Genomic DNA, 21,620 nt, shown 5'->3' with positions numbered 1-21,620 from the left:
TTTATATTTCAAAAAATTTCATCTCGTCTTTCTCTTCTAAGTCGGTTTGGGCTGAATCTTTATTGATGAAGACTGCGATGTCTTTAATCGAATTAAATTCAAACAAATCCGAAATCACCATTGTATTGGGCCACAACAATTCAATCCTTTTTTGCAATTTGATCAGCTGAAAAGAAGTACCTCCCAATTCGAAAAAATTATCGGTAATTCCCACCTGATCAATACCCAGAATGTCCTGCCAGATGGTGGCCAGTTTTTCTTCTGTCTGATTTCGGGGTGCTGCGTATTCGCCTCGAATAAGGTCATCGCCGGCTATACCCGGTAAAGCTTTCCGGTCGACTTTCCCGCTGGAAGTCATCGGTAACGTTTCCAGCACTATATAAAATCCCGGTACCATATACTCCGGAAGTTTTCCCTGCAAATAAATACGGATGGCCGCTTTGTCTATTTCGATTCCTCTTTCCGGAAGATAATAGGCAACCAAAACTTTTTCTCCGTTTAGTTCTTTGGGAGTCGCTACTACCTGCTGGATTCCGCCATAGGCCATGATCGCATTTTCGACTTCGCCCAGTTCAATTCTGTTTCCTCTTATTTTAACCTGATTGTCAATTCTTCCCCTATAATGAATAGAACCGTCAGGTTTCCATTGGGCAATGTCACCGGTGCGATATACCTGATAACCTGCTCTGAACGGATCAGCTATAAAACGGTCTTGTGTCAGTTCCGGAAGGTTCAGATACCCTCTGGCTACCTGTATTCCGGAGATTAATAACTCACCCGGTACACCAAATGGCTGGAGCCCGAGCGAATTGTTAACGATATAGATACTGGTGTTCGCTATGGGTTTACCAATGCTTACCCCTTCTTTTAGTACATCAATTTCGCTCAAATTAATGGCTGTTACATCAATCGCGGCTTCTGTTGGGCCATAGAGATTGTGCAATTGTGTATTTTGGAATTTTTCCTTGCATTCCTGCGCCATAAGGGCTGGAAGCTCTTCACCACTGCACACAATATGCGACAGGGAATTGCCTTTTTCGCTGTCTGCATCCAACAGGAAGACACCCAGCATCGAAGGCACAAAATGCACGATCGAAACTTGTTTTTTACTGATGATATCCTGCAGATAGGCCACATCTTTATGTCCTTCGGGTTTGGCAATAACAAGGGAACTTCCGGTAAGGAAAGGAAGAATCAGCTCCCAAACGGAAACATCAAATGTATAGGGCGTTTTTTGAAGAAAAACTTCTTTTTCTTCCACTGCCAGATAGTCTTTCATCCATAACAGGCGATTGTAAAGGCCTGCATGGTGATTCAATACACCTTTTGGATTTCCCGTAGATCCCGAGGTGTAAATACAGTACGCCAGATGATTGACTAAATCGCCACGCTCCGGTGCTGTTACGCTGTAAGAATCCTGAACGGACCTAAATTTTTCAAATTCAGCCTCATTTATGCTTAGCTTCAGTTTGGCATCGCTTGTGATAAAATCCACTCTTTCCTGCGGATAATGTACATCCATCGGAACATAAGCACCTCCGGCTTTTAATATTCCGAAAATAGAAAGGATCATTCGCTCACTTCTGTCCAGGATGATTCCCACTAAATCATCGGCTTCAATAGCATAATTTTGAGTCAGATAAGCGGCTAATTGACTGGATTGCTTGTCTAATTCTTTGTAGGTCAATTGCGTATCCTCAAATACAATTGCAATGTTATTCGGGGTTTTCGCAACTTGTGCTTCGAATACATCCAGTATTGTTTTACCGGCTGGATATTCGATGGTTGTCTTGTTCAGATCGTAAAGCAAATTTTGCTTCTCCGCACTTGTCAAAACAGTTTCATTTTTTAAAACAGCATCGCCGGAATTTACTAATGTGGATAGAAAATTAAGGTAGTATTGTTGCAGTTGCTCTATCGTCAATCCGTATTTTAAAGTTCTTTGCTGATTCCACGATGCTTTTATACCATTTGCAAGGGGACGAATATTTAAATCCAGGAACGTATTGGTCGCTTCAAAATTGAGTTCTGCAAATTTAAATTCGGTTACTTTTTCATCCTCCTGTACCTGAAGATCATTATAAATATGAAAATCGATATAATTAAAATGCGTATCAAAAAATGGATTCTCTCCTTTTTTGTTTAAGGAGAAACGGGTTTGCAATTCATTCAGGCTGATTCTTTCAAACTGTTTTTGAATAATCAGCAATTGATTGATTTTTTCTACAAATGATATTGCAGTTCCGCTAGTTTCCTTAATTCTAAAAGGGCTTGTATTCAGGAAACAACCCAATATTTTATCTGCATCTTCGAGCAAAGGCCTGCCGCTGGTTACCATTCCTACAATGATATCATCCTCATAGCTTAAGGTTTTTAAAGTATACAAATAGGCTGCAAAGGTTATTGTTTTTAGACTTAAACCCTGATTCAGGCTAAATTGCAGTAACGAATCATACAATTCTCCTTCAATCGTAAAATCATGTCGTTTGGAAAAATGCTCTTCTGTAAAAATATCCAGCTTTTTATATTCGCTTAGATTTTCTTTCCAAAAATCATTGTATTTGTCATTTCTTTTAATACAATTTTGCTCAAAAACATAATCCTTGTAGGTTAGTGCCAATTTGGCTGTGGTTACTTCTTTATGCTCTAAAATAGAAAGATAAATATTATTCAGTTCTGTCATTAACGAAGCCACGCTCCATCCGTCCAGTATGGCATGGTGGAATTGGAAAAGCAGATTGTATTCTTTTTCGGCCGTTTTATAAATTTTCATCCTCCATAAACCCGGTTCAGCGGTCACAAAAGAATGATGCGTTCGCTCCTGAATCATAAAGTCATTTATGGCAGCATAAATTTCCTTGTGATTTTTTGTCGAAAGGTCTTCATACGCTAACTCGACCGCTATTTTTTCATAAACAAGATGCACGGGCGAACTATACCTCTCGATATTGTAGGCTGTTCTGAGGATTTGATGCTTTTCAATTAAAATCGAAAGTGCTTTACTAAATGATTCTTTGTCAAATTGTGATGTAGGTAACGGAAAAACGAACTGATCGTGATAAACTCCTTTATTTCGGGTCGCGATAGAGCCAAATAACATCCCCAATTCGATATCACTCATCGGATAAATGGAAACAATTTTTCCTTCTGAATACTCCTTATTTGATTCGTGAAGAAATTTTCTTTCTTCATAAAACTCATACGGATTAAATTCTTTTTCTAAATTTTCGAAATGTGCTTCAACTTCAGCTTTTATTGCGACTGGAATCTCACTCGCTGTTCGTTCCGTTGCTATAGATAACAACTTTTCTATGGATGGCAATGCGTAGATATCTGCCAATTTATAATTGATGCTCAGGTCTTTATTGATTTTCGCTAAAATTCGTATGGCTCGTATGGAATCGCCTCCCAATTCGAAAAAATTATCGGTAATTCCCACCTGATCAATGCCCAGAATGTCCTGCCAGATGGAGGCCAGTTTTTCTTCTGTCTGATTTCGGGGTGCTGCGTATTTCCCACGAATAAGGTCATCGCCTGCTATACCCGGTAAAGCTTTACGGTCGACCTTCCCGCTGGAAGTCATCGGTAACGTTTCCAGCACTACATAAAAGCCCGGTACCATATACTCCGGAAGTTTTCCCTGTAAATAAATGCGAATAGCCGCTTTGTCTATTTCGATTCCTCTTTCTAAAAGGTAATAGGCAACCAAAACTTTTTCTCCGTTTAATTCTTTGGGAGTGGCTACTACCTGCTGGATTCCGCCATAGGCCATGATCGCATTTTCGACTTCGCCCAGTTCAATTCTGTTCCCTCTTATTTTAACCTGATTGTCAATTCTTCCCCTATAATGAATAGAACCGTCGGGTTTCCATTGGGCAATGTCACCGGTGCGATATACCTGATAGCCTGCTCTGAACGGATCGGCTATAAAACGGTCTTGTGTCAGTTCCGGAAGGTTCAGATACCCTCTGGCTACCTGTATTCCGGAGATTAATAATTCACCCGGCACACCAAATGGCTGGAGCCCGAGCGAATTGTTAACGATATAGATACTGGTGTTCGCTATGGGTTTGCCAATACTTACCCCTTCTTTTAGTACATCAATTTCGCTCAGATTAATGGCTGTTACATCAATCGCGGCTTCTGTTGGGCCATAGAGATTGTGTAATTGTGTATTTTGAAATTTTTCCTTGCATTCCTGCGCCATAAGGGTCGGCAGTTCTTCCCCACTGCACACAATATGCGAAAGGGAATTCCCTTTTTCGCTGTCTGCATCCAACAGGAATACACCCAGCATCGAAGGCACAAAATGCACGATCGAAACTTGTTTTTTACTGATGATATCCTGTAAATAGGCCACATCTTTATGTAATTCGGGTTTGGCAATAACAAGGGAACTTCCGGTAAGGAAAGGAAGAATCAGCTCCCAAACGGAAACATCAAATGTATAGGGCGTTTTTTGAAGAAAAACTTCTTTTTCTTCCACTGCCAGATAGTCTTTCATCCATAACAGGCGATTGTAAAGGCCTGCATGGTGATTTAATACACCTTTTGGATTTCCCGTAGATCCCGAGGTATAAATACAGTACGCCAGATGATTGACTAGATCGCCACGCTCCGGTGTTGTTACGCTGTAAGAATCCTGAACGGATCTGAATTTTTCAAATTCAGCCTCATTAATGCTTAGCTTCAGTTTGGCATCGCTTGTGATAAAATCCACTCTTTCCTGCGGATAATGTACATCCATCGGAACATAAGCACCTCCGGCTTTTAATATTCCGAAAATAGAAAGGATCATTCGCTCACTTCTGTCCAGGATGATTCCCACTAAATCATCGGCTTCAATGGCATAATTTTGAGTCAGATAAGCGGCTAATTGACTGGATTGCCCGTCTAATTCTTTGTAGGTCAATTGCGTATCCTCAAATACAATTGCAATGTTATTCGGGGTTTTCGCAACTTGTGCTTCGAATACATCCAGTATTGTTTTACCGGCTGGATATTCGATGGCTGTGTTGTTCAGATCAAATAAAAGTTCGTTCTTCTCTTCCTGAGTTAGATAATCGACTTCCTGAATGCGAATTTCAGGCTGTACTAATGCTTGTATCATTAAATTTTCAAAATGACCAAACATTCTTTCGATCAGATCACCATCGTAGATATCGGTATTATATTCAATTCTAAGGTCTAACCCTGCTGTCTCAACGAAAAGAAAGCTAATGTCAAATTGAGCTGTTTTATTCTTAAACTCATACTTGCTTACTTCGAGATTAAGGAGTTCTTCCGTATTAATATTATTTAACTGCTCCTGGTTTTGCAGTACCACCAGAACATCAAATAAAACAGAACGGCTGGTATCTCTTTTTAAATTCAATTTTCCTGCCAGCTCATCAAAAGGATAATTTTGATGGTCGTAAGCACTTAATAAAGTTTCTTTTTGCAGTGCTACTACATCCAAAAAGCTGCTTTCTTCCTGTAATTGCGTTCTTATGGCAAGCGTGTTGAGATACAACCCCATTTGGTTTTCCAGATCCGGGTGCTCTCTTCCCGCTATCGGGGTTCCCAGTATCATGTCGTTCTGACCCGAATATCTGTGCAACAGCGTGTTGATGCCCGCCATTAAAGTCATGAATAAAGTCACATCATGCTCTTTTGAAAATAGCTTTACCTGCTCCAGAAAAGCCGTTGAAAACTGGTGGCTTACCGTATTCCCATTATAGGTTTGGACTAACGGACGGGTGTTAAAACTTGGCAAATCCAGTACAGGCAGTTCTCCCGTAAACTGTGCTAACCAATATTCTTTTGATTTTTGCTGTTTTTCATTATCCAATTCTTTATTCAGCCACGCTGCATAATCTTTATACTGAATACTTAATTCCGGGAAGCTGATTTCTTTTCCTTGCAGTAATGCGTTGTAGGTTTTTACCACCTCGGCTATTAATAATTCTATCGACCAGCCATCGCCAATGATATGGTGCAGGGATAAGAAAAAAACATATTCGTCTTCTTTTAATTTGATTAAGGAAGCCCTTACGAGTGGCGCTTCTTCTAAATTAAAAGGCTTACTGTTTGTATCCTGCAGATAGCTGGTAATAGCTTCCTCCTGCTTTTCTGCCGAACTATAATCTTTCTCTGCTATTTTAAAGTTTACCTGTTCTGCCGGAAGTATATATTGCTGCACTTCTCCATCGTCATTGGCTTTAAAATACGTTCTTAAAATCTCATGGCGGTGCATTAATAATCTGAACGATTCTTCAAATTGCTGTGCATTAATAGTTCCGGTTAATTTTACCGTTGCGGGCATATTGTAGGCTAAGGTACCGCCGTCTAACTGACTTAATATCCATAATCTTTTTTGTGATGCCGTTATGGGATATGAAGGAGCTTCGGGAGTCTTCGGGATTGCCAGATACTCATTTTGCTGCAATTTTTTGCTCAATTCTGCAATGCTCGGGCTTGTGAAAAACGTTTTAAAAGAAACGGTTTTGCCTAATTGTTTATGGGTTCGGTTAATGACCTGAGCGATCATTAGACTATGTCCTCCCAGCTCAAAGAAATTATCGGTTACGCCTATTTTTTCTATTCCCAGTACTTCCTGCCAAATGGCCACTAAACTTTTTTCGGTTTCATTTTGTGGTGCGACATAGGCTTTTCTGATCACATCAGCACTGGTAATGCCTGGCAGGGCTTTTCGGTCTATTTTCCCATTTGGAGTTAAAGGCAATTTATCTAACACGATATAAAAACCCGGAACCAAATAGTCCGGCAGTGCATTTTGCAGAAAACTTCTCAGTTCAGCTTTATCTATAGGTGTTGTAGCGACCAGATAGGCGGCCAGTACTTTCTCCTGATTGTTTTCTTTAACTTCAACAGCTACTTGTTTTAAATCATCGGAATACTGTAAAATTGTATTTTCTATTTCTCCCAATTCTATCCGGTATCCTCTTAATTTTACCTGAAAGTCTTTTCGACCCAAAAATTCAATATTTCCGTCGGATAACCAGCAGCCTAAATCTCCGGTATCATACAGGCGTTCTCCTGACTGAAAAGGATTTGCAATGAATTTCTCCGAAGTAAGATCCGGTTTGTTTAAATAGCCTCTTCCTACTCCGGCTCCCGATACATATATCTTTCCGGCAACGCCTATTGGTACAGGCTGCAGGGCTTTGTCTAAGATGTAAATTTTAGTATTGGATATAGGTTTACCAATTGGAATGACGGTCTTGTCAAAATCATTTTCGGACAGCTTATAAATCGACACACAAACCGCACATTCAGTTGGCCCATATGCATTATAATAATCAATTCCGGATTTTACAACTGCAATTGCTTTAGTAGGATTAGCCGATTCTCCGGCAGTAATCACACATCGCAATCCCGAAATATCCTCTTCGGATAATAATCCTAAATAACTGGGAGGAAAAGTCACTACTGTTGCTTTTGTTTCTTTTAAAAAGCCTGTAAACTGATCTTTGTCTTTTATAACTTCTTCCGTCGGAATACATAAGGTTGCACCGCTGTACAAACTCATCATAATCTCCGATATGGAGGCGTCAAAAGCTACGGAAGCAAACCATACAATCTTGTCTTCTTTGCTAATTCCAAAAAAGTTAATCTGATCCAGGGACATATTGATAGTACTCGTATGCTCAATCAGTACCCCTTTTGGATGTCCTGTAGAACCTGATGTATAAATCACATAAGCTAAATCTTTCGGCGAAATTGCCGTATTGATATTCTCATCACTAATACTGTCAAAATTTAGGTCTGGCAAAGCTATTGTCTCACACTTACTGATCTCTAAGGCGACATTATCCGTAATTAAAAGTTTTAAACCACTGTCTTTGATCAGATAATCAATTCTTTCGGGAGGATAATGGGTATCTATGGGTAAGTAGACCGCACCTAATTTTAATATGGCCAGTACCGAAATGATTCCACTATCCGATTTAGGTAAAAACACACCAATAATATCTCCTTTGTTTACGGTATGTTCTGCGGAAATATAACAGGCTAACTGATTGGCCTTTTTATTTAACAGAGCATAAGTTAAAGTCGATTCTTTAAATAATACAGCAATAGCATCCGGTGTTTGGGCAACCTGCTCTTCAAATAAATCAACTACTGTTTTATCTTTCGGATAAGCTACATCGGTAGCATTAAAATCTACTAGTAACTGATGCTTTTCTGTATCAGATAGTAATTCATAATCTGATAAATGAGCTGCGATATTATTTTCTAAATGAATGATAAACTGCCTGAAGTGTTTAACCAGATAGCCAGCAATCGTTTCCTTTACAAAATCTTCCAAATACGAGACGTTAATTTCAAGATTTCCCTTCTCCTCTATTTTTACATCAAACAAAATACCGTTACAATTCAAATGAGTTGTTGCGTTAATCCCGATACTGTAAGTAGAAAAAATACTTAAATCGCTAAAACCAATCTTTTCAGATAGATCCCCTTTATTAAAATCGGAATAGGGTAAGGTTTCTAAAATTTCTGATTTTACTTTTTGAAGGTATTCTTTAAAAGATAAATTTAAATCTACAGGAAATGATAACAGTAAAGGATTTGATTGTTCTTTATAATCTGAAACAACGTAACCATCAAATTCAGGAACGAGCTTCTTTAACAAAAAAGAATAAATAGCACTTATAACCGTAGCCTGAGCTAACGGGTTGCCATTGGTGAGCTTACTGAAATAGTTAAGATCTCCAGCCTCAATAGTAACACACGGAAGACTATTTTGTCTGCTTTGTACCGCAGGAACCTGTTCTCTGTTCGCTATCTTTTTCTTCCAGTATTTGGTAAGTAAATAAAAATTGTTTGGGGCTGTACTCTTATCCATAACTTCCGAATTCGTATTTGGTTTACAATCAGTATTCTTTTGCGATGCTTTATTTTTTTTGTTCCTTTCTTAAATACAAAGTCTAAATCATTCTTTAAAAAATGTTATTCTTTTATATTTAACTACAGGGATTTCGCACGAAAATAACAGTTCCGCTTTTCTAAAAATTACGGACTTTTCGTATAAAAGTTACGGTATTTTGCAAACAGGATATAAAACGACTTTATAAATAGGAATAAACTTATATATAAGTATATCAAACAGATGTATTTACTTTAAATTAACAAAAGAATCACATAGGAAAATTCTGAACGATAAAACCGTCATTTTTACTTAATCAAAAGAGTATTTGGGAAGAGTTTTTAAAGTAGAGAATTTGTTAAAGTACATCGATTAGAGCTATTGTACTAAACAAAAAACCTCCAAAGTCTTAATGAACTTGGAGGTTTATAATTTTGATGAAGTATTAGGAGTTACAAGCGAACACCTGATATCAGTTTTTACATTTTTCTGATTATTTAAAGTAGCTTCTTTTATTATCGAATTTTCTTTACAAATGCACTATAAACATTATCCTTAATAGAGGTTCGCAGATAAACTTCGTTTTCGTCACTTGTTTTAAATTCAAATTGAATTAAAGCGGCATCAGAATAATAAAATAAGGAATCATCATCCGCAAATTCAAGATTTGAAATAGGCTGGGTTGTTAATTTTGTTTCAGATGCTATTTCACCATTGGTTATGTCTAACTGAAAAAGTTTTGCTTTACGGGTATATCCCCACACATTATCACTTTCCTCAACGATGTATTCGATGGTATCATCCTTAAAGTCAGTTTTCCATAGCTGAGTTCCTGTTTTTGAATCAACAGCGTATACCGAAGAAACTTCCGGGCCTTGTGCTGCAAAATATACTTTTTTGTCTTTGCAAAATATACGTTCCTTGATATTATTTTGATTTTCATCTAATTTAAATTGCCATAAAACTTCCGGTTTATTGGGACTTAGCGCATAAACTACATTTTTTTCATTTGCTATAAATACATTTTCACCATCTGTAACCGGTTTTCCGTGCATAGGTTCCTGAAAGTCTTTTTGGTAGATAAGTTTTCCGGTGTTGGCTTCGAAACTATAGAGGTAGTTGCCACTTTGGGTAAAAATTTTGTTGTCAAAATAAAGAACAGGAATATCGTTATTGGCAGAATCCAGTTTATAGTTCCACAGTAAACTTCCATCTTTTAGATCCAGCGCATAAATATTTTGATTTTGAGCCGTAATAAATAATTTTCCATCATTTATAACCGGAATCTGATCTTTGAGTACAATTTGATCTGTACTATTTCCTATCCTTGATTTCCAGAAAACAGCACCGGTCTGGTTATCAATGGCGAAAATTTCACCGTTAATAAACGGAACGTATAGAACCCCATCCAGCAGCGTTACTTTATTGGCGCACATTTCAGTATAAGCATCTGTAGCTTTTACAGTCCAGGCAATTTGTTCAGATTCCAGATCAAATGAAAAAAGGGAACCGTCGTAGTCATAAATGAGGACTAATGCTTCATCTAACGGAACGTTTTTAAGCGGATTTATGGCTTTATGGGAGAAACCCTCATTAGAATTTGGAACTTTAGTATCAGAATCAGTTTTGACAGGTTTCTCTGTAGTTGGCGTCTGCCCAAACATATTGATAACCGTACATACAAATAAAAGAGTTATTAGGCTTTTTTTCATTTTTACAATTTGGGAATGTCTCCGCCAAATATAGTAAAAATATATTATAGGGTTTTAGAAGTTAAAGCGCTTTAAAAATAGAATCAGGAAGTACCTAAACTAAAAAGGAGGCTTCATTGAAGTCTCTTTTCGAATGCCGGATCTTTTTACCAATTACACTTTATGTGTATTGCATTTTGTTGTTGTTGAAAATTTACTTTTAATTTTAACTTTACAACAAAACTGTTGTAAAAGTTTTGTTGTATTTTTTTAGTACAACAGAATATTTACAACAAAAGTGTTGTAAATATTTTGTTGGACTTTCTTAGTACAACGGAAAATTTACAACAAAAAAGTTGTAGCCTTAATTTTAATTTTGGTTTTACAACAGCAATAGTAGAAGTCACTTCCCTGCTATCTTAAGATTTGAAACCATAATAAAAAAACTCCCTAATTTACCAGTGAATTTTCTCGAAGTATTTAACTTAAAAGGGTACTAAATTGCAGTAGAAATATTTCTTATATTCGCCTGAGGAAAAGTTAAACGCATTGCTCAAAACCAGCTGAAAAAAGTTTTATAAATGCTGTTTTAGTCCCGGTATAATTGTGTTATGCGGCTTTCTATAAAAAAAAACACCTTAAAAATTATCAAATTTACCTATGAAGTTAAACCTTGTTTTCACCACACTTTTTATTGTTTTTTCTAATTTTCTCTTTGGGCAAAGTAATTTCTCGGACAATCCTTTAGATGCTGTTTTTGAAACAAAAGATTCAAAAAAATTTTGGGAAGCGTTTGACAAAATGGAACAATCAACACAAAATCCATTTATTGAATATATGCAAAAAGGTTCTCCGGGTATTAAAGGATTTACTCCCAACAGAATAATCAATGCAGACTCCCTTTTTGCTGTTGTAAAGAGAAGAAAAGCAGATTATGAACTTTCAAGAAATGTTTTAGATGGTCTTTCTTCCAAAGAAAAGAGAGTAAGAGCAATTTATAGTGCGTTAAAATATTGGTATCCAAATGCAAAATTTCCTCCAATTTATTTTGTTTATGGTAGATTTAATTCAGGAGGAACTTCTTCTCCTGAAGGAATTATTATTGGAACCGAAATGCTTAAAAATCTGGATGGCGTTTCAGGTTTAATCGCACACTAACTTATTCACTATCAACAAAATATTACAGGAAAAGATATGCTGTTGAAATGGTGTTTGCTTGAAGGAGGTGCAGACTTTATGGGTGAACTTATTTCGGGAGAATCAATAAATAAGTTTGAATATAAATACGGAGAGCAAAACCTTGATAAATTAGGTCAGGAATTTGTAACGAGATTAAAAAATGCTGATTATCAAGATTGGTTATATGGAACCTCTAAAAAAGATGACAGACCAAATGATTTAGGATATTGGATTGGCTATAAAATAACAGAATCTTATTTCAATAAACAGAAAGACAAACAAAAAGCAATTGAAGAAATACTAAATATAAAAGACCCACTGCAATTTTTAAAACAAAGTGGTTTTCTAGATGCCTACATTGAAAAGTATCAAAAATCAAAAAAAGAAAGTTATGACGAATTTTTCAAATCATAAACTTGCGCTTACTTCTTGTGAAATGGTGTGCGCATTTCCCTGATTTTATGAAGTTCACCAAAATTATGTAGTACCCAACAGATTGACTAAAAGTTACCTGTAACGAATAAAAAAAATACTGTTTTTAATAATTCCTATTTACTGATTAGTTTTTCAAGCCTTGCCATCATTTCCTCTTTCTCTTTTAGCATACGCTCGTATAATGCAATTTTTTCTTCGTGTAGTTTTAATACCTCTTTTATAGGGTTAAATACTGGATGAAGATTAATTGCTGAGGCTCCATCTTTAAAATCTGAAAATGTATTTGAAATAATATTTACAGCCTGTTCTTCATCAAAATTCTGAAAAGCTTCCACCGGAATTTTCAATACTGCTGAGATTTGTTTAAGCAAACGATCTTCAATTACATCTTTTTGCTCCAGCATAGAAATTTTCTTCTGATTCCAGTCTTCTCCCAGATCATAAGCCAATGCCTCCTGCTTTATGTTAAGCATTTCTCTGAATCGTTTTACGTTTCTTCCCTGATGTATTTTCTGTTCCATAATGCGTATCAATTTCCTGAAGGCTCAAAGATAAAGCCATTTTGATTAAAAATTGTGAGTTTCAAAGATAAAAAAATATCCGGTAAAGCATCCCTTTTGTCAGATATTATATCTGTATTTTGAATAGATTATTCTTTTAAAGAGCGGGATTTTTATGTCATTTCGACGAAGGAGACTCGAGCAACATGAATCCGGATGCTCTTCGGCTAGCCCTGGGCATTAATAGTGTTTTTTAAATATCTGTAATCATTTTCGAGATGGTTAATGTGGAGTCGCGTAATACACCATCAAAAGTCAATAGGTTGGTAAAATCTATCCCCTAATCAAGTAAGATCCCGTTGGGAATCCGCGATTTATCGAAGTTTTGAAACACCTGATTCGCGGTGTTTTTGAATTCAGTATTCTACGTCTGCTGGGCTGAAACAATATTAAAACGCAGAATGAATGCATAAAAAGTAATTTTTCTTATCATTTATTTTTTTTTAATCTTAATAATTCCAATCAAAACGTCCTTCTGTAATCTGAACTTTAACGCCTTTATCATTTACAGCGTCAAACCAAAAAGTCCCTGCGATAATTGACTTTGAAATATCTAAACGCGTTATTTTCAATTCACCGGTCACTATTTCATTAGTATAAAATAATTGACTCTCTGCCGAACTGTAAACTCCTAATGCCCCAGTTAGTTCAGGTGCTATGGTAAATGTTTTATTTAATTTGTAAACTTCTCCTTCTTTTACATCTACTTTTCTAAGCATCAGTACGACCATTTCATTTTTTCCATTGCGAAGATCTGCGAAATTCATAACGAAATATTGTTCTCCCCCTTCAATCTGATAAAAACAATTTACAGCAGGATTAATACCGCTTTGATGCGGTAGGAATACTTTTCCATCAATTAAACATCCGACAGTGTTTGCGCCGGTATTTGTTATTGGCGGTAGTTGTTCTTTTTCGGTTATAATATTGCCGTCCTTATCACAAGAACAAAACATAAATAAAATTAGAAATAATGATACTATTTTTCTCATAGTTTAAAGTTTTTGTAAAGATGTAATATTTTTCTACACATAAGATAAAGTTTATATTAATTTTGCTGATTATTTGTTTTAATACAACTGTATTTTTGGCACAATCCAGTTTGCAGTGTACTGCTTTGAGACTAATTAGCTCAGCAATTAGTATAGTATTTTATAAAAAACCATGCCATTGGATTCCAATGGCGTGGTTTGTCTTTATGTGGTCCTTTACGAACCTGTTTACGAACCATTTTTTGCAAGATTTGAAGATAATTTCAATGAGAGGATAATGATTTTATTTATCTTGAAAAGGTTAATAAATTGTAGTAATAATATTTCTTACATTCGCTTGAATAAACTCACATTAATGAACAAATATTAACTCAATTAAATGAAGAAAAATTATATTGTATTTTTATTAATTGGACTTTTGAAGCTAAACGCACAAGTCAAAATAGTTTGTGATGACGTTAAAATAGCTACTAATCCACTACCAGAGGTGTCTTATGTAAAAGCAATTGAAGCCAGAATAGGAGGAAAATTTGAAGCATGTGAATTTAAACTTAGAAATGAGTTACTCGTAGAGACAGACATACATCCATTTGTTGCTTCGCTATATATCGCTTATGCCGATCATAGACGTATAAGTATAAGTCCAGATATGATTTGGTTGATGATATGCCAAGGATTCTCTACGCATGTTAATATGAATGCTGAGGAATTAAGGAATAAATTTGTTGCATTTGACGACAAAAAGAAATTAGTAATAAATACACAACCAATCAGTAATAAGTTTAAAAAAGGAAGCATAAGTTCACCATGGCCATTGGCTTTTCCTACTATGGCAGATTCAATTTCTAAATATATCAAATCAGATATACATAATTTATATGTTCAATCTTTTAGTACTACAACAGCAATAGAAAAGTCCGCCTACGAAGTAACGTTATTAAATGTTATGGGCGGTTATTTCGAATATGAATACGCTACAGCGTGTGGTATTCCAGAAATAAAAATTGAAGGAACAAAAGAAGATTGGCAAAAAATCAAACGAAATATAAAAAGGTTTAAAGGATATAATATAGATAATTGGATCAACTCACTTGAACCAATTATTCAGCAATTTATAAATGCAAGTGATAACAAAATAGATCATAAATTTTGGTCAAACATATTTAAAAGAAAAGATGAAAGCGGAGGGCCGTACATAACGGGTTGGGTTATTAAATTTTTTCCGTATGTTACTGATGGAAATCAAAAAATGATTCAAAACCCTTATATAGATAGAGAACCAGAAAAATTTATGGAAGGACTGCAAACTAATCAATTTAATAATGGGCTTTCTAAAGCCAATTTTATTTGGAATTATTTAGGACGCAAATATGAAATGGAATTTTTAGCTGGATTTGTCGGAATAAAACAAGATAAGAAATCACTAACGCTAAAACCAGAAATTGGTTGGGTAGTAAAAGACAAAAAAAAGCTAATTGAAAGGAAGGAAACTAAAACTACGGTAGTAAAAGAAAAACCTAGTGAAACAAGTAAAAATGCCTTACCCAATTGGAAAATATATTTATTAGCATTAGCAGGTATAATTGGACTTATTATATTTTTCAGATTAAGACGAAGAAAATGAGACAAATTAAAGGTATGATATTGATATTTTTTTCTATTTTGTTTTTACAATGTAACCAGAAAAAAAGTGTCGAAAAGAAAACAAAAGAAGAAATCTTAATTGCTGAACATATTTATGAATTGGGCGATGATTATACCAGGTTAGAACTTTATAAAGACAGTTCATATATTTTTACAATACGTCAAATAAGTTCACATTATGAAAAGATTGAAAAATATAATGGTAAATATTTAATTGATAAAGACACAATTCAGTTTTTAGAATATGGTTTTCAGTATCTAGATTGTAAAAACGCTGTACTAAAGAATAACTTTATTGAATTTCTTAATGGGAAAATGCCTTTGAAACTAAAACTAAAAATGGCAAAAGTAAATCTTAAAAATAGTTCAGCCATATTACATAATCCAAAATTTGCTTTTTTTACTTATAACCCGGATCATTACGATTACTTTTCAGAAAACGTAGAATCAATTGATTTAACTCAAGTTGATTTGAAAACAATCGATGAAATATTATCTAAATGTATTAAAGAAAACCCAACAAGATTAACACGGCTATTAATTAAATATAACAAACAATGTATTGCTGTTAAAAACTCAAAAAATGAAATTGAAGTTTTAGTATTTTGCAGTTGTAACAGTAATGTTGATAAAGAAGAATTTAAATATCAAATAAACCAAGTGAATGATGGTGGGGATTGTTATTTCAGTGTAAAACTAAATCTAAAAAAGAAAAGCTATGCAGAACTAAATATAAATGGAAGACCATAAAAAAACCTCCAAAATCAAATGACTTTGGAGGTAATTTTTTGGTGGGCTATCAGGGACTACAATCGAACACTTGATACCAATTTTGACTTTCATAAATAATTTAAAGTAGGTCCTGAATGCTTCGAATCCGACCTTGGTCACAAAAAAAACACCTCGAACAAAACCATTTATGTAGAAAGCTATGATATGGACAAAAATGGTTATCCCATCAATGCGCATCCACTGAGTTTAAATGAAAGTACCCAATTGGCTAATGCTTTGGACACTACCGAAGAACTCAAACGCGATTTTTTAAAACCCTTAGGGTTACTGCCAAAAAATGTGCTGTACATTAATCCCGACCACAATGGTTATGTTATTTGGCACACACCATCCCAAAGAGTTGATTTATTTTTTGTGGACAATTTAGGCATTCCAAACGGCAAAACTTCTATACCTCCTTTGTTATAGAAAGCTTCCAAAAACAACTTATGGATTTATGCAATTGATACAAACACAGAAATAAACGAACAGACTTCTTTATTTTATGCACCTTTTTTTAATCTGTACGAAGACGGCAGGGTTTGTATGGGTACCGTATCAATCAGCATTAAAGCAGATTGCCTATTGGAGGAATTTATAGTGCAATGGGAACAGTATTTTTTCAATAGTTATTTCAGCCACCTTATACTCGAACAAAGTCCCATAAAGGGAAACATCATTCAATTGTGGCAAAGGCATGTGAACAGCCGAAAACAGTTTTCCTTAAAATCGCTAATTAAAAATGGTTTAACCCTTGAAAAACTACTATCATGAACACACCAAAAGCCATACATTGTACAGACAATTATCTGATAAATCCAACCAATCCTATCAATCTAAACCTTATTGGTGCTGGAGGAACTGGAAGCAGAATGCTACCGGAACTCGCAAGAATGAACCATAGCCTTGTCGCTTTGTGACATACAGGCTTACAGGTCAGTTTATACGATGGTGATATAGTAACCACAGCCAAACAAGGGACAATTATTTGCAGATACCGAAGTGGGATTACCCAAAGCAGTGGCACTTATTAACCGAACTAATCACTTTTTTAGAACGAACTGGAAAGCCGTCACAGAGCAGTTCAGTACTGCTAATCTGAAATCTCTGCCTAAACTTGGCAGGGCAAACATCTACATTAGTTTTGTCGATACAGTTTCGGCACGTTTAGACATTACAACTGCCTTGCATGATTGTATTGGAAACAGCAATTTTGAACGTACCAAATCACTCTACTGGCTGCACATAGGAAACGCTAAAAATACAGGACAAGCAATACTTTCTACAATACGAGAAACCAAACAGCCGAATTCCAATCTATACAGGACTGTATGCAATCTCCCTCTGGTTACGGAAGAATTTAGAGAATTGTTTGAGGCACAGACTGACAACAATGAGCCAAGTTGCTCCCTTGCCGAAGCATTGAAAAAACAGGACTTGTTTATCAAGTCCACACTTGCAAATATGGGAGCATTTTTGTTATGGAAATTATTTCGTGAAGGCATGACCCAACATAGAGGCTTCTTTTTCAATCTTGCCAACTTCAGGTCACAGCCAATAATGGTGGACTAATACCCGCCGCCCCGCAATTGCACTTCCTTTCGTCAGGCAATTGCGAGGAGCTCCAAACGGTTGAACCCACTTGCACAGAACATATCCTTTTCGGCTATTCTTGCAAGTGGGTACGCTTTTTTGTTTTTATGGAATATGACTTTTAGTAATCTTGATTTCTCGAAGTAATAATATTAAGGTTCAAATCTTTTTTTTATTCTAATAGAATTCTTAAATCAAGTATTTCATAAATTAAATAATTAATATCTTATGTGAGTATGATTTTTATTTGAAATTAAAATATCATATTTAGTGTACATTTTTCAGTATTTCAATAAATTTTATGGAAGTCATATAATTGGTCTGTTGAAAAATAATCTCGCCTTTATCATTCAAAAAACAAAGTGTAGGATAGCTAATCTGCCCATCTACTGTAGCTAATTCTTTTGCCAAATCATTTATTCCAGTATGGTTTCCCGTCGGTTTGAATGAAAAGGAATATTTTTTATAAAGTATTATTTTCTTTTCTTCAGCATTCAGATCAATATAATAAAAATTAGAGTTTAATTCTTCTATTATATCTTTGTTTTTTAAGCTTGTATTTTCCATTGCTTGACAATATTTGCACCAATCAGTATGAATAAAAACAATAACTTTCCTTTTTTGTATGTTTTGCAAACTATCTAATTGCTCAAATTGATATTTTTTCAACTGTGCATGACTTTCATCAGGAAGCAGAATGCTTCCCGATAAAAGTACTAACAAAAACAATTGATGAAAGATCTTCATTTATTTCAAAGTATAACGCAATCCAAAAAATGCTCTAATCCCTTGATTGGCTCCGTAAACATAAGTGGTATCAAAAGTCAAACCATACGGATTATCGGGTGTTACGAGCACTTTTCCATTGGTGCCATATTGTACATTTTTATCAAATGGATCTTCGGTTCTCGAAATCAAGAACGGATTATTTTGTTTGGGAGTAAATTTAATAGGTTCTTAATTCCACCATAAACTTCAAAATGCTTCCATCCTAAAAAAGTAAACTGAATATTTTGAATGCTGTACCAAGGCGAATTTGGATTTCTTGGATCGGTATCGCTTAACAAAGATAATTTCATTGGGCTGTAAAGATTTCCAGTATAATCAATGGAAAGATTTATTGGGTTCATTTTATACGATATGCTCCAAGTTGTAGTAAAATTTTGGGTCAAAAAAGGTCTCGTTTTGATTCCGTTTTCTACATTGGAAACATCCATATAGGTAGCACCGAGGATGAATTTTAATCCATTAGTAAAATTGATGTCGGTATTACAGCTAATTCCTTGGCTCAAAGCATAACCATCAATATTGTCGTAAATGATTTTGTTGGGATCGGTTTCATAATCGGATACAATTTTGTTACTGAATCGGGTGTAAAAAGCGGATGTTTCAATACCTATGAATGCGCCATTTTCAAAATGGATTTTCATGATGTAATTCAAATTGGCATTAATGGATTTTTCTGGGTTTAGATTATTGGCAATAACTACTTCGCGAGAGCCTGTTAGTGCGGCGTGGTCTTCGGTAAATAGATTGACAACTCTAAATCCAGTTCCAGCATTTAGACGAAGAATATTATTATCATTGAATTTTACTTTATAAGCAAATCTTGGTGTAAAAATGTTTCCGTGAATGGAATTGTAATCATATCGCATTCCTAAAAGTATTTTATGTTTATCGCTAAAAGTGATTTCATCTTGAAGAAAAATCCCAGGGAGCCATGTTTTTTCGGGATTGTTTTCGGTTGCAATGGCAGTACTTGGTGTGTTATCATCATAATAGGTATAACGAGAAGCGATTCCAGCTAATAGATCATTATTGTGGATTTTCTTGTCCCAAGTCAGTTGAACAAAAGCAATTTTCTGATTCGCAATATAAGAAGTTGTTCCGTAACGACTGTCTTGAAAATGCATCGTTCCTGAGAAGGAAAGCATCAGTTTTTCAGTATTTGGCAATTGATAACTTCCTATAAGTTCGCCTCGTTTGGTATAAATACTTTCTCCATAAATTTTATCGCCTCCACGGTATTTCTTTTCCCAACGCACATCATCTCCCCAACGATCTTCGTACAGTCCGCGAACAGCAATGGTAAACAATCGGTTTTGTGGTCGAGTGAAATTCCATTTATTGAATAATGAAATCCTGTTTTGAGCGGTTACATCGGTAAAACCATCCTTGTCATTGTCAATGGTCTGTCCGTAATTGTAATAATTTAAGCCTAATAAGGAAGTTGCTCTTTTAGCAATATTAAATTTTGCACCAACATCTACATTGGTCTCTAAATAAGAAGTCGTGAAAACATCTACAGAAAACAAAGGCGCATTTATTGGGCTTTTAGTGATAATGTTGATTAACCCCCCCACGGCTTCACTTCCGTATAAAGAAGAAGCGGGCCCTTTTACGATTTCGATTCGTTCTACTAATGAATTTGGAATTCCAGACAATCCATAAACGGTCGATAAACTACTCACAATGAGCATTCCGTCAATCATTACAGAAGTATAAGGGCTTTCTAAACCGTTAATGTGAATATCACCAGTGTTACAAACTCCACAATTAAGTTGTGGTCGTACACCATTAACATTCTGCAAGGCTTCATAAATAGTAGCTGTCGGATTTTTTTTAAAGAAAACAGTGGAGTACACTTCAACAGGAACAGCGCTTTCCAGTCGTCTTACTGCTTTTAATGTTCCTGAAACAACAACTTCATTTAATTCATTCTCGTTTTCTTTTAATTCAAAATCAAGAGCTAATTGCTCATTTTGTTTTAAAGGTACGTTTTTAGTAACTGTTTTTAATCCAAGGGAAACCACTCTAATTTGATAATCCCCAGAAGGTATATTTGCGAAGTGGTAATTTCCTAAGCTATCCAATTGAGTTTGAAATTTAGTTTTTAATAATGTGACTGTTCCTATGGATATTTCTCTATTTGCTAATGTGATCTTGCCCGAAATTGAGGATTCATTTTGGGAAAAGCAAACACAAGTTATCGTTAATAAGAACAGAGTAATTGTTTTTTTTATTTTATTAAAATTATTTTTTAGGCAAATCGAAAAATTATATTTGATTAATAAAATAAAATCTGTAATGATTTGTGAAATGATGTCATTTCAGTTGTTATTAGAGGGAAAACAGAAGGCAAATTATCTAAAAAAAGGCATACAAAACTGTATGCCTTTATCCAAAATAAATTATAATTTTTTATAAACTTGAAACTGAAATCGGAAAAGTAACTTCAAAATCAGTTGCCCCACTCGCATTAGTAATATCACCATTACTTACGTTAGCACCACTTTTATTTGGTTCATGTCTTAAAGTGATAATTAAATTTCCAGTAGCTGCTTCGGTAGTTGTAAATACAGATTGCAATCCAACTGGTTTACCATTCTTATCAAAGTTACTAGGTGCTGTTGCATAAGAAAAAGCATTTAGTGTCCCTGTTTTTTGGTAGAAAAGTTGGTGGTCTACTCCTTCTTCAATAATTTCTAGTGTAATATCATCCACTGGATTAGATGATTCATTCAAAACAGTTACAAGACCATTATACGTTTTGTTCTTTTCAAAAGTACCAGAAACAGTAATTACAGGAGGATTTGCGCCTTCTGCATCTAGATCTTTATATTTCAAAGTAATAGCAGTTCCTCCGCCAACAGGAGTGTAAGTGGCAGTAACAGTCGTGATTAATTCCTCCTCATTTACTGGTGCCGGGACTGTCTCGTCATCTTTACTACAGGAGGAAAACGCAAGTGTTGCCACTAGAGCGATTGCAGCCATTTTTAGTTGTTTGCTTGCAGAATTGTTGAATTTTTTAATTGTTGTTTTCATTTTGTTTGTGTTTAAATTAAATTGATAAATGTTAAAATTGGTTTGCATTATATAAAGT

Annotated in this window: 13 protein-coding genes and 2 pseudogenes; 8 read left to right on the top strand and 7 right to left on the bottom strand. The window is 35.2% G+C overall.

What is annotated here, in order from left to right; genetic code table 11:
- Nucleotide 1: 1 nt before the first annotated feature.
- On the bottom strand, nt 2-8,851 hold the full coding sequence (locus EV142_RS15345) for a non-ribosomal peptide synthetase (protein ID WP_132036736.1): 8,850 nt from the start codon (nt 8,849-8,851) through the stop codon (nt 2-4).
- Nucleotides 8,852-9,387: 536 nt separating this feature from the next.
- Nucleotides 9,388-10,584, bottom strand: coding sequence for a PQQ-binding-like beta-propeller repeat protein (locus tag EV142_RS15340; RefSeq protein ID WP_132036735.1), 1,197 nt, complete (start codon nt 10,582-10,584; stop codon nt 9,388-9,390).
- 639 nt (nt 10,585-11,223) lie between these two features.
- On the opposite strand from EV142_RS15340, the gene EV142_RS24260 reads away from it, so the two are divergent.
- Nucleotides 11,224-11,721 (top strand): hypothetical protein, encoded by a 498-nt coding sequence (locus EV142_RS24260; protein ID WP_202978509.1) that lies wholly within the window; start codon nt 11,224-11,226, stop codon nt 11,719-11,721.
- A 36-nt stretch (nt 11,722-11,757) separates the two neighbouring features.
- Nucleotides 11,758-12,156 carry a DUF2268 domain-containing protein gene (locus tag EV142_RS24255; protein ID WP_262710769.1) on the top strand — a complete coding sequence of 133 codons (399 nt, stop codon included), beginning with the start codon at nt 11,758-11,760 and terminating at the stop codon, nt 12,154-12,156.
- 134 nt (nt 12,157-12,290) lie between these two features.
- On the opposite strand, the gene EV142_RS15330 is transcribed toward EV142_RS24255, so the two are convergent.
- Nucleotides 12,291-12,698 carry a helix-turn-helix domain-containing protein gene (locus EV142_RS15330; protein ID WP_132036734.1) on the bottom strand — a complete coding sequence of 136 codons (408 nt, stop codon included), beginning with the start codon at nt 12,696-12,698 and terminating at the stop codon, nt 12,291-12,293.
- 488 nt (nt 12,699-13,186) lie between these two features.
- Nucleotides 13,187-13,729 carry a DUF6252 family protein gene (locus EV142_RS15325; RefSeq protein ID WP_132036733.1) on the bottom strand — a complete coding sequence of 181 codons (543 nt, stop codon included), beginning with the start codon at nt 13,727-13,729 and terminating at the stop codon, nt 13,187-13,189.
- Between the two features lie 379 nt (nt 13,730-14,108).
- Between EV142_RS15325 and EV142_RS15320 the strand changes: the two genes are divergently transcribed.
- The 6 genes and pseudogenes from EV142_RS15320 (at nt 14,109) to EV142_RS15305 (ending at nt 17,716) form a co-directional block, all read left to right on the top strand.
- Nucleotides 14,109-15,353, top strand: a complete 1,245-nt coding sequence (locus EV142_RS15320) for a DUF4419 domain-containing protein (RefSeq protein ID WP_132036732.1) — start codon at nt 14,109-14,111, stop codon at nt 15,351-15,353.
- Nucleotides 15,350-16,123: a hypothetical protein gene (locus tag EV142_RS15315; protein ID WP_132036731.1), complete on the top strand. Its 774-nt coding sequence runs from the start codon at nt 15,350-15,352 to the stop codon at nt 16,121-16,123. Before EV142_RS15320 ends, EV142_RS15315 begins: the two co-directional genes overlap by 4 nt.
- A 186-nt stretch (nt 16,124-16,309) precedes the next feature.
- A complete protein-coding gene (locus EV142_RS24415; protein WP_238698737.1) occupies nt 16,310-16,573 on the top strand; it encodes a hypothetical protein in 264 nt (87 codons plus the stop codon).
- Between the two features lie 18 nt (nt 16,574-16,591).
- Nucleotides 16,592-16,918 (top strand): annotated as a pseudogene (locus EV142_RS24410) (PRTRC system protein B); the annotation flags it as partial.
- Nucleotides 16,915-17,064, top strand: coding sequence for a hypothetical protein (locus tag EV142_RS24615; protein WP_306462575.1), 150 nt, complete (start codon nt 16,915-16,917; stop codon nt 17,062-17,064). The pseudogene EV142_RS24410 and the gene EV142_RS24615, both read left to right, overlap by 4 nt.
- Nucleotides 17,065-17,164: 100 nt before the next feature.
- Nucleotides 17,165-17,716: a ubiquitin-activating E1 family protein gene (locus tag EV142_RS15305; RefSeq protein ID WP_317616748.1), complete on the top strand. Its 552-nt coding sequence runs from the start codon at nt 17,165-17,167 to the stop codon at nt 17,714-17,716.
- A 288-nt stretch (nt 17,717-18,004) separates the two neighbouring features.
- Here the strand turns inward: EV142_RS15305 and EV142_RS15300 are convergent, their stop codons facing one another.
- The 3 genes and pseudogenes from EV142_RS15300 to EV142_RS15290 form a co-directional block, all read right to left on the bottom strand.
- Nucleotides 18,005-18,460, bottom strand: coding sequence for a thioredoxin family protein (locus EV142_RS15300; RefSeq protein WP_238698738.1), 456 nt, complete (start codon nt 18,458-18,460; stop codon nt 18,005-18,007).
- A gap of 24 nt (nt 18,461-18,484) precedes the next feature.
- Nucleotides 18,485-20,748, bottom strand: a pseudogene (locus tag EV142_RS15295) (TonB-dependent receptor).
- Nucleotides 20,749-20,938: 190 nt separating this feature from the next.
- On the bottom strand, nt 20,939-21,562 hold the full coding sequence (locus EV142_RS15290) for a type 1 periplasmic binding fold superfamily protein (protein WP_194100242.1): 624 nt from the start codon (nt 21,560-21,562) through the stop codon (nt 20,939-20,941).
- Between the last annotated feature and the right edge of the window lie 58 nt (nt 21,563-21,620).

Source organism: Flavobacterium circumlabens (assembly GCF_004345565.1).
Lineage (GTDB): Bacteria > Bacteroidota > Bacteroidia > Flavobacteriales > Flavobacteriaceae > Flavobacterium > Flavobacterium circumlabens.
Note: the sequence above shows the minus strand (reverse complement) of the source record. Positions and strands in the feature narration are given on the sequence as shown.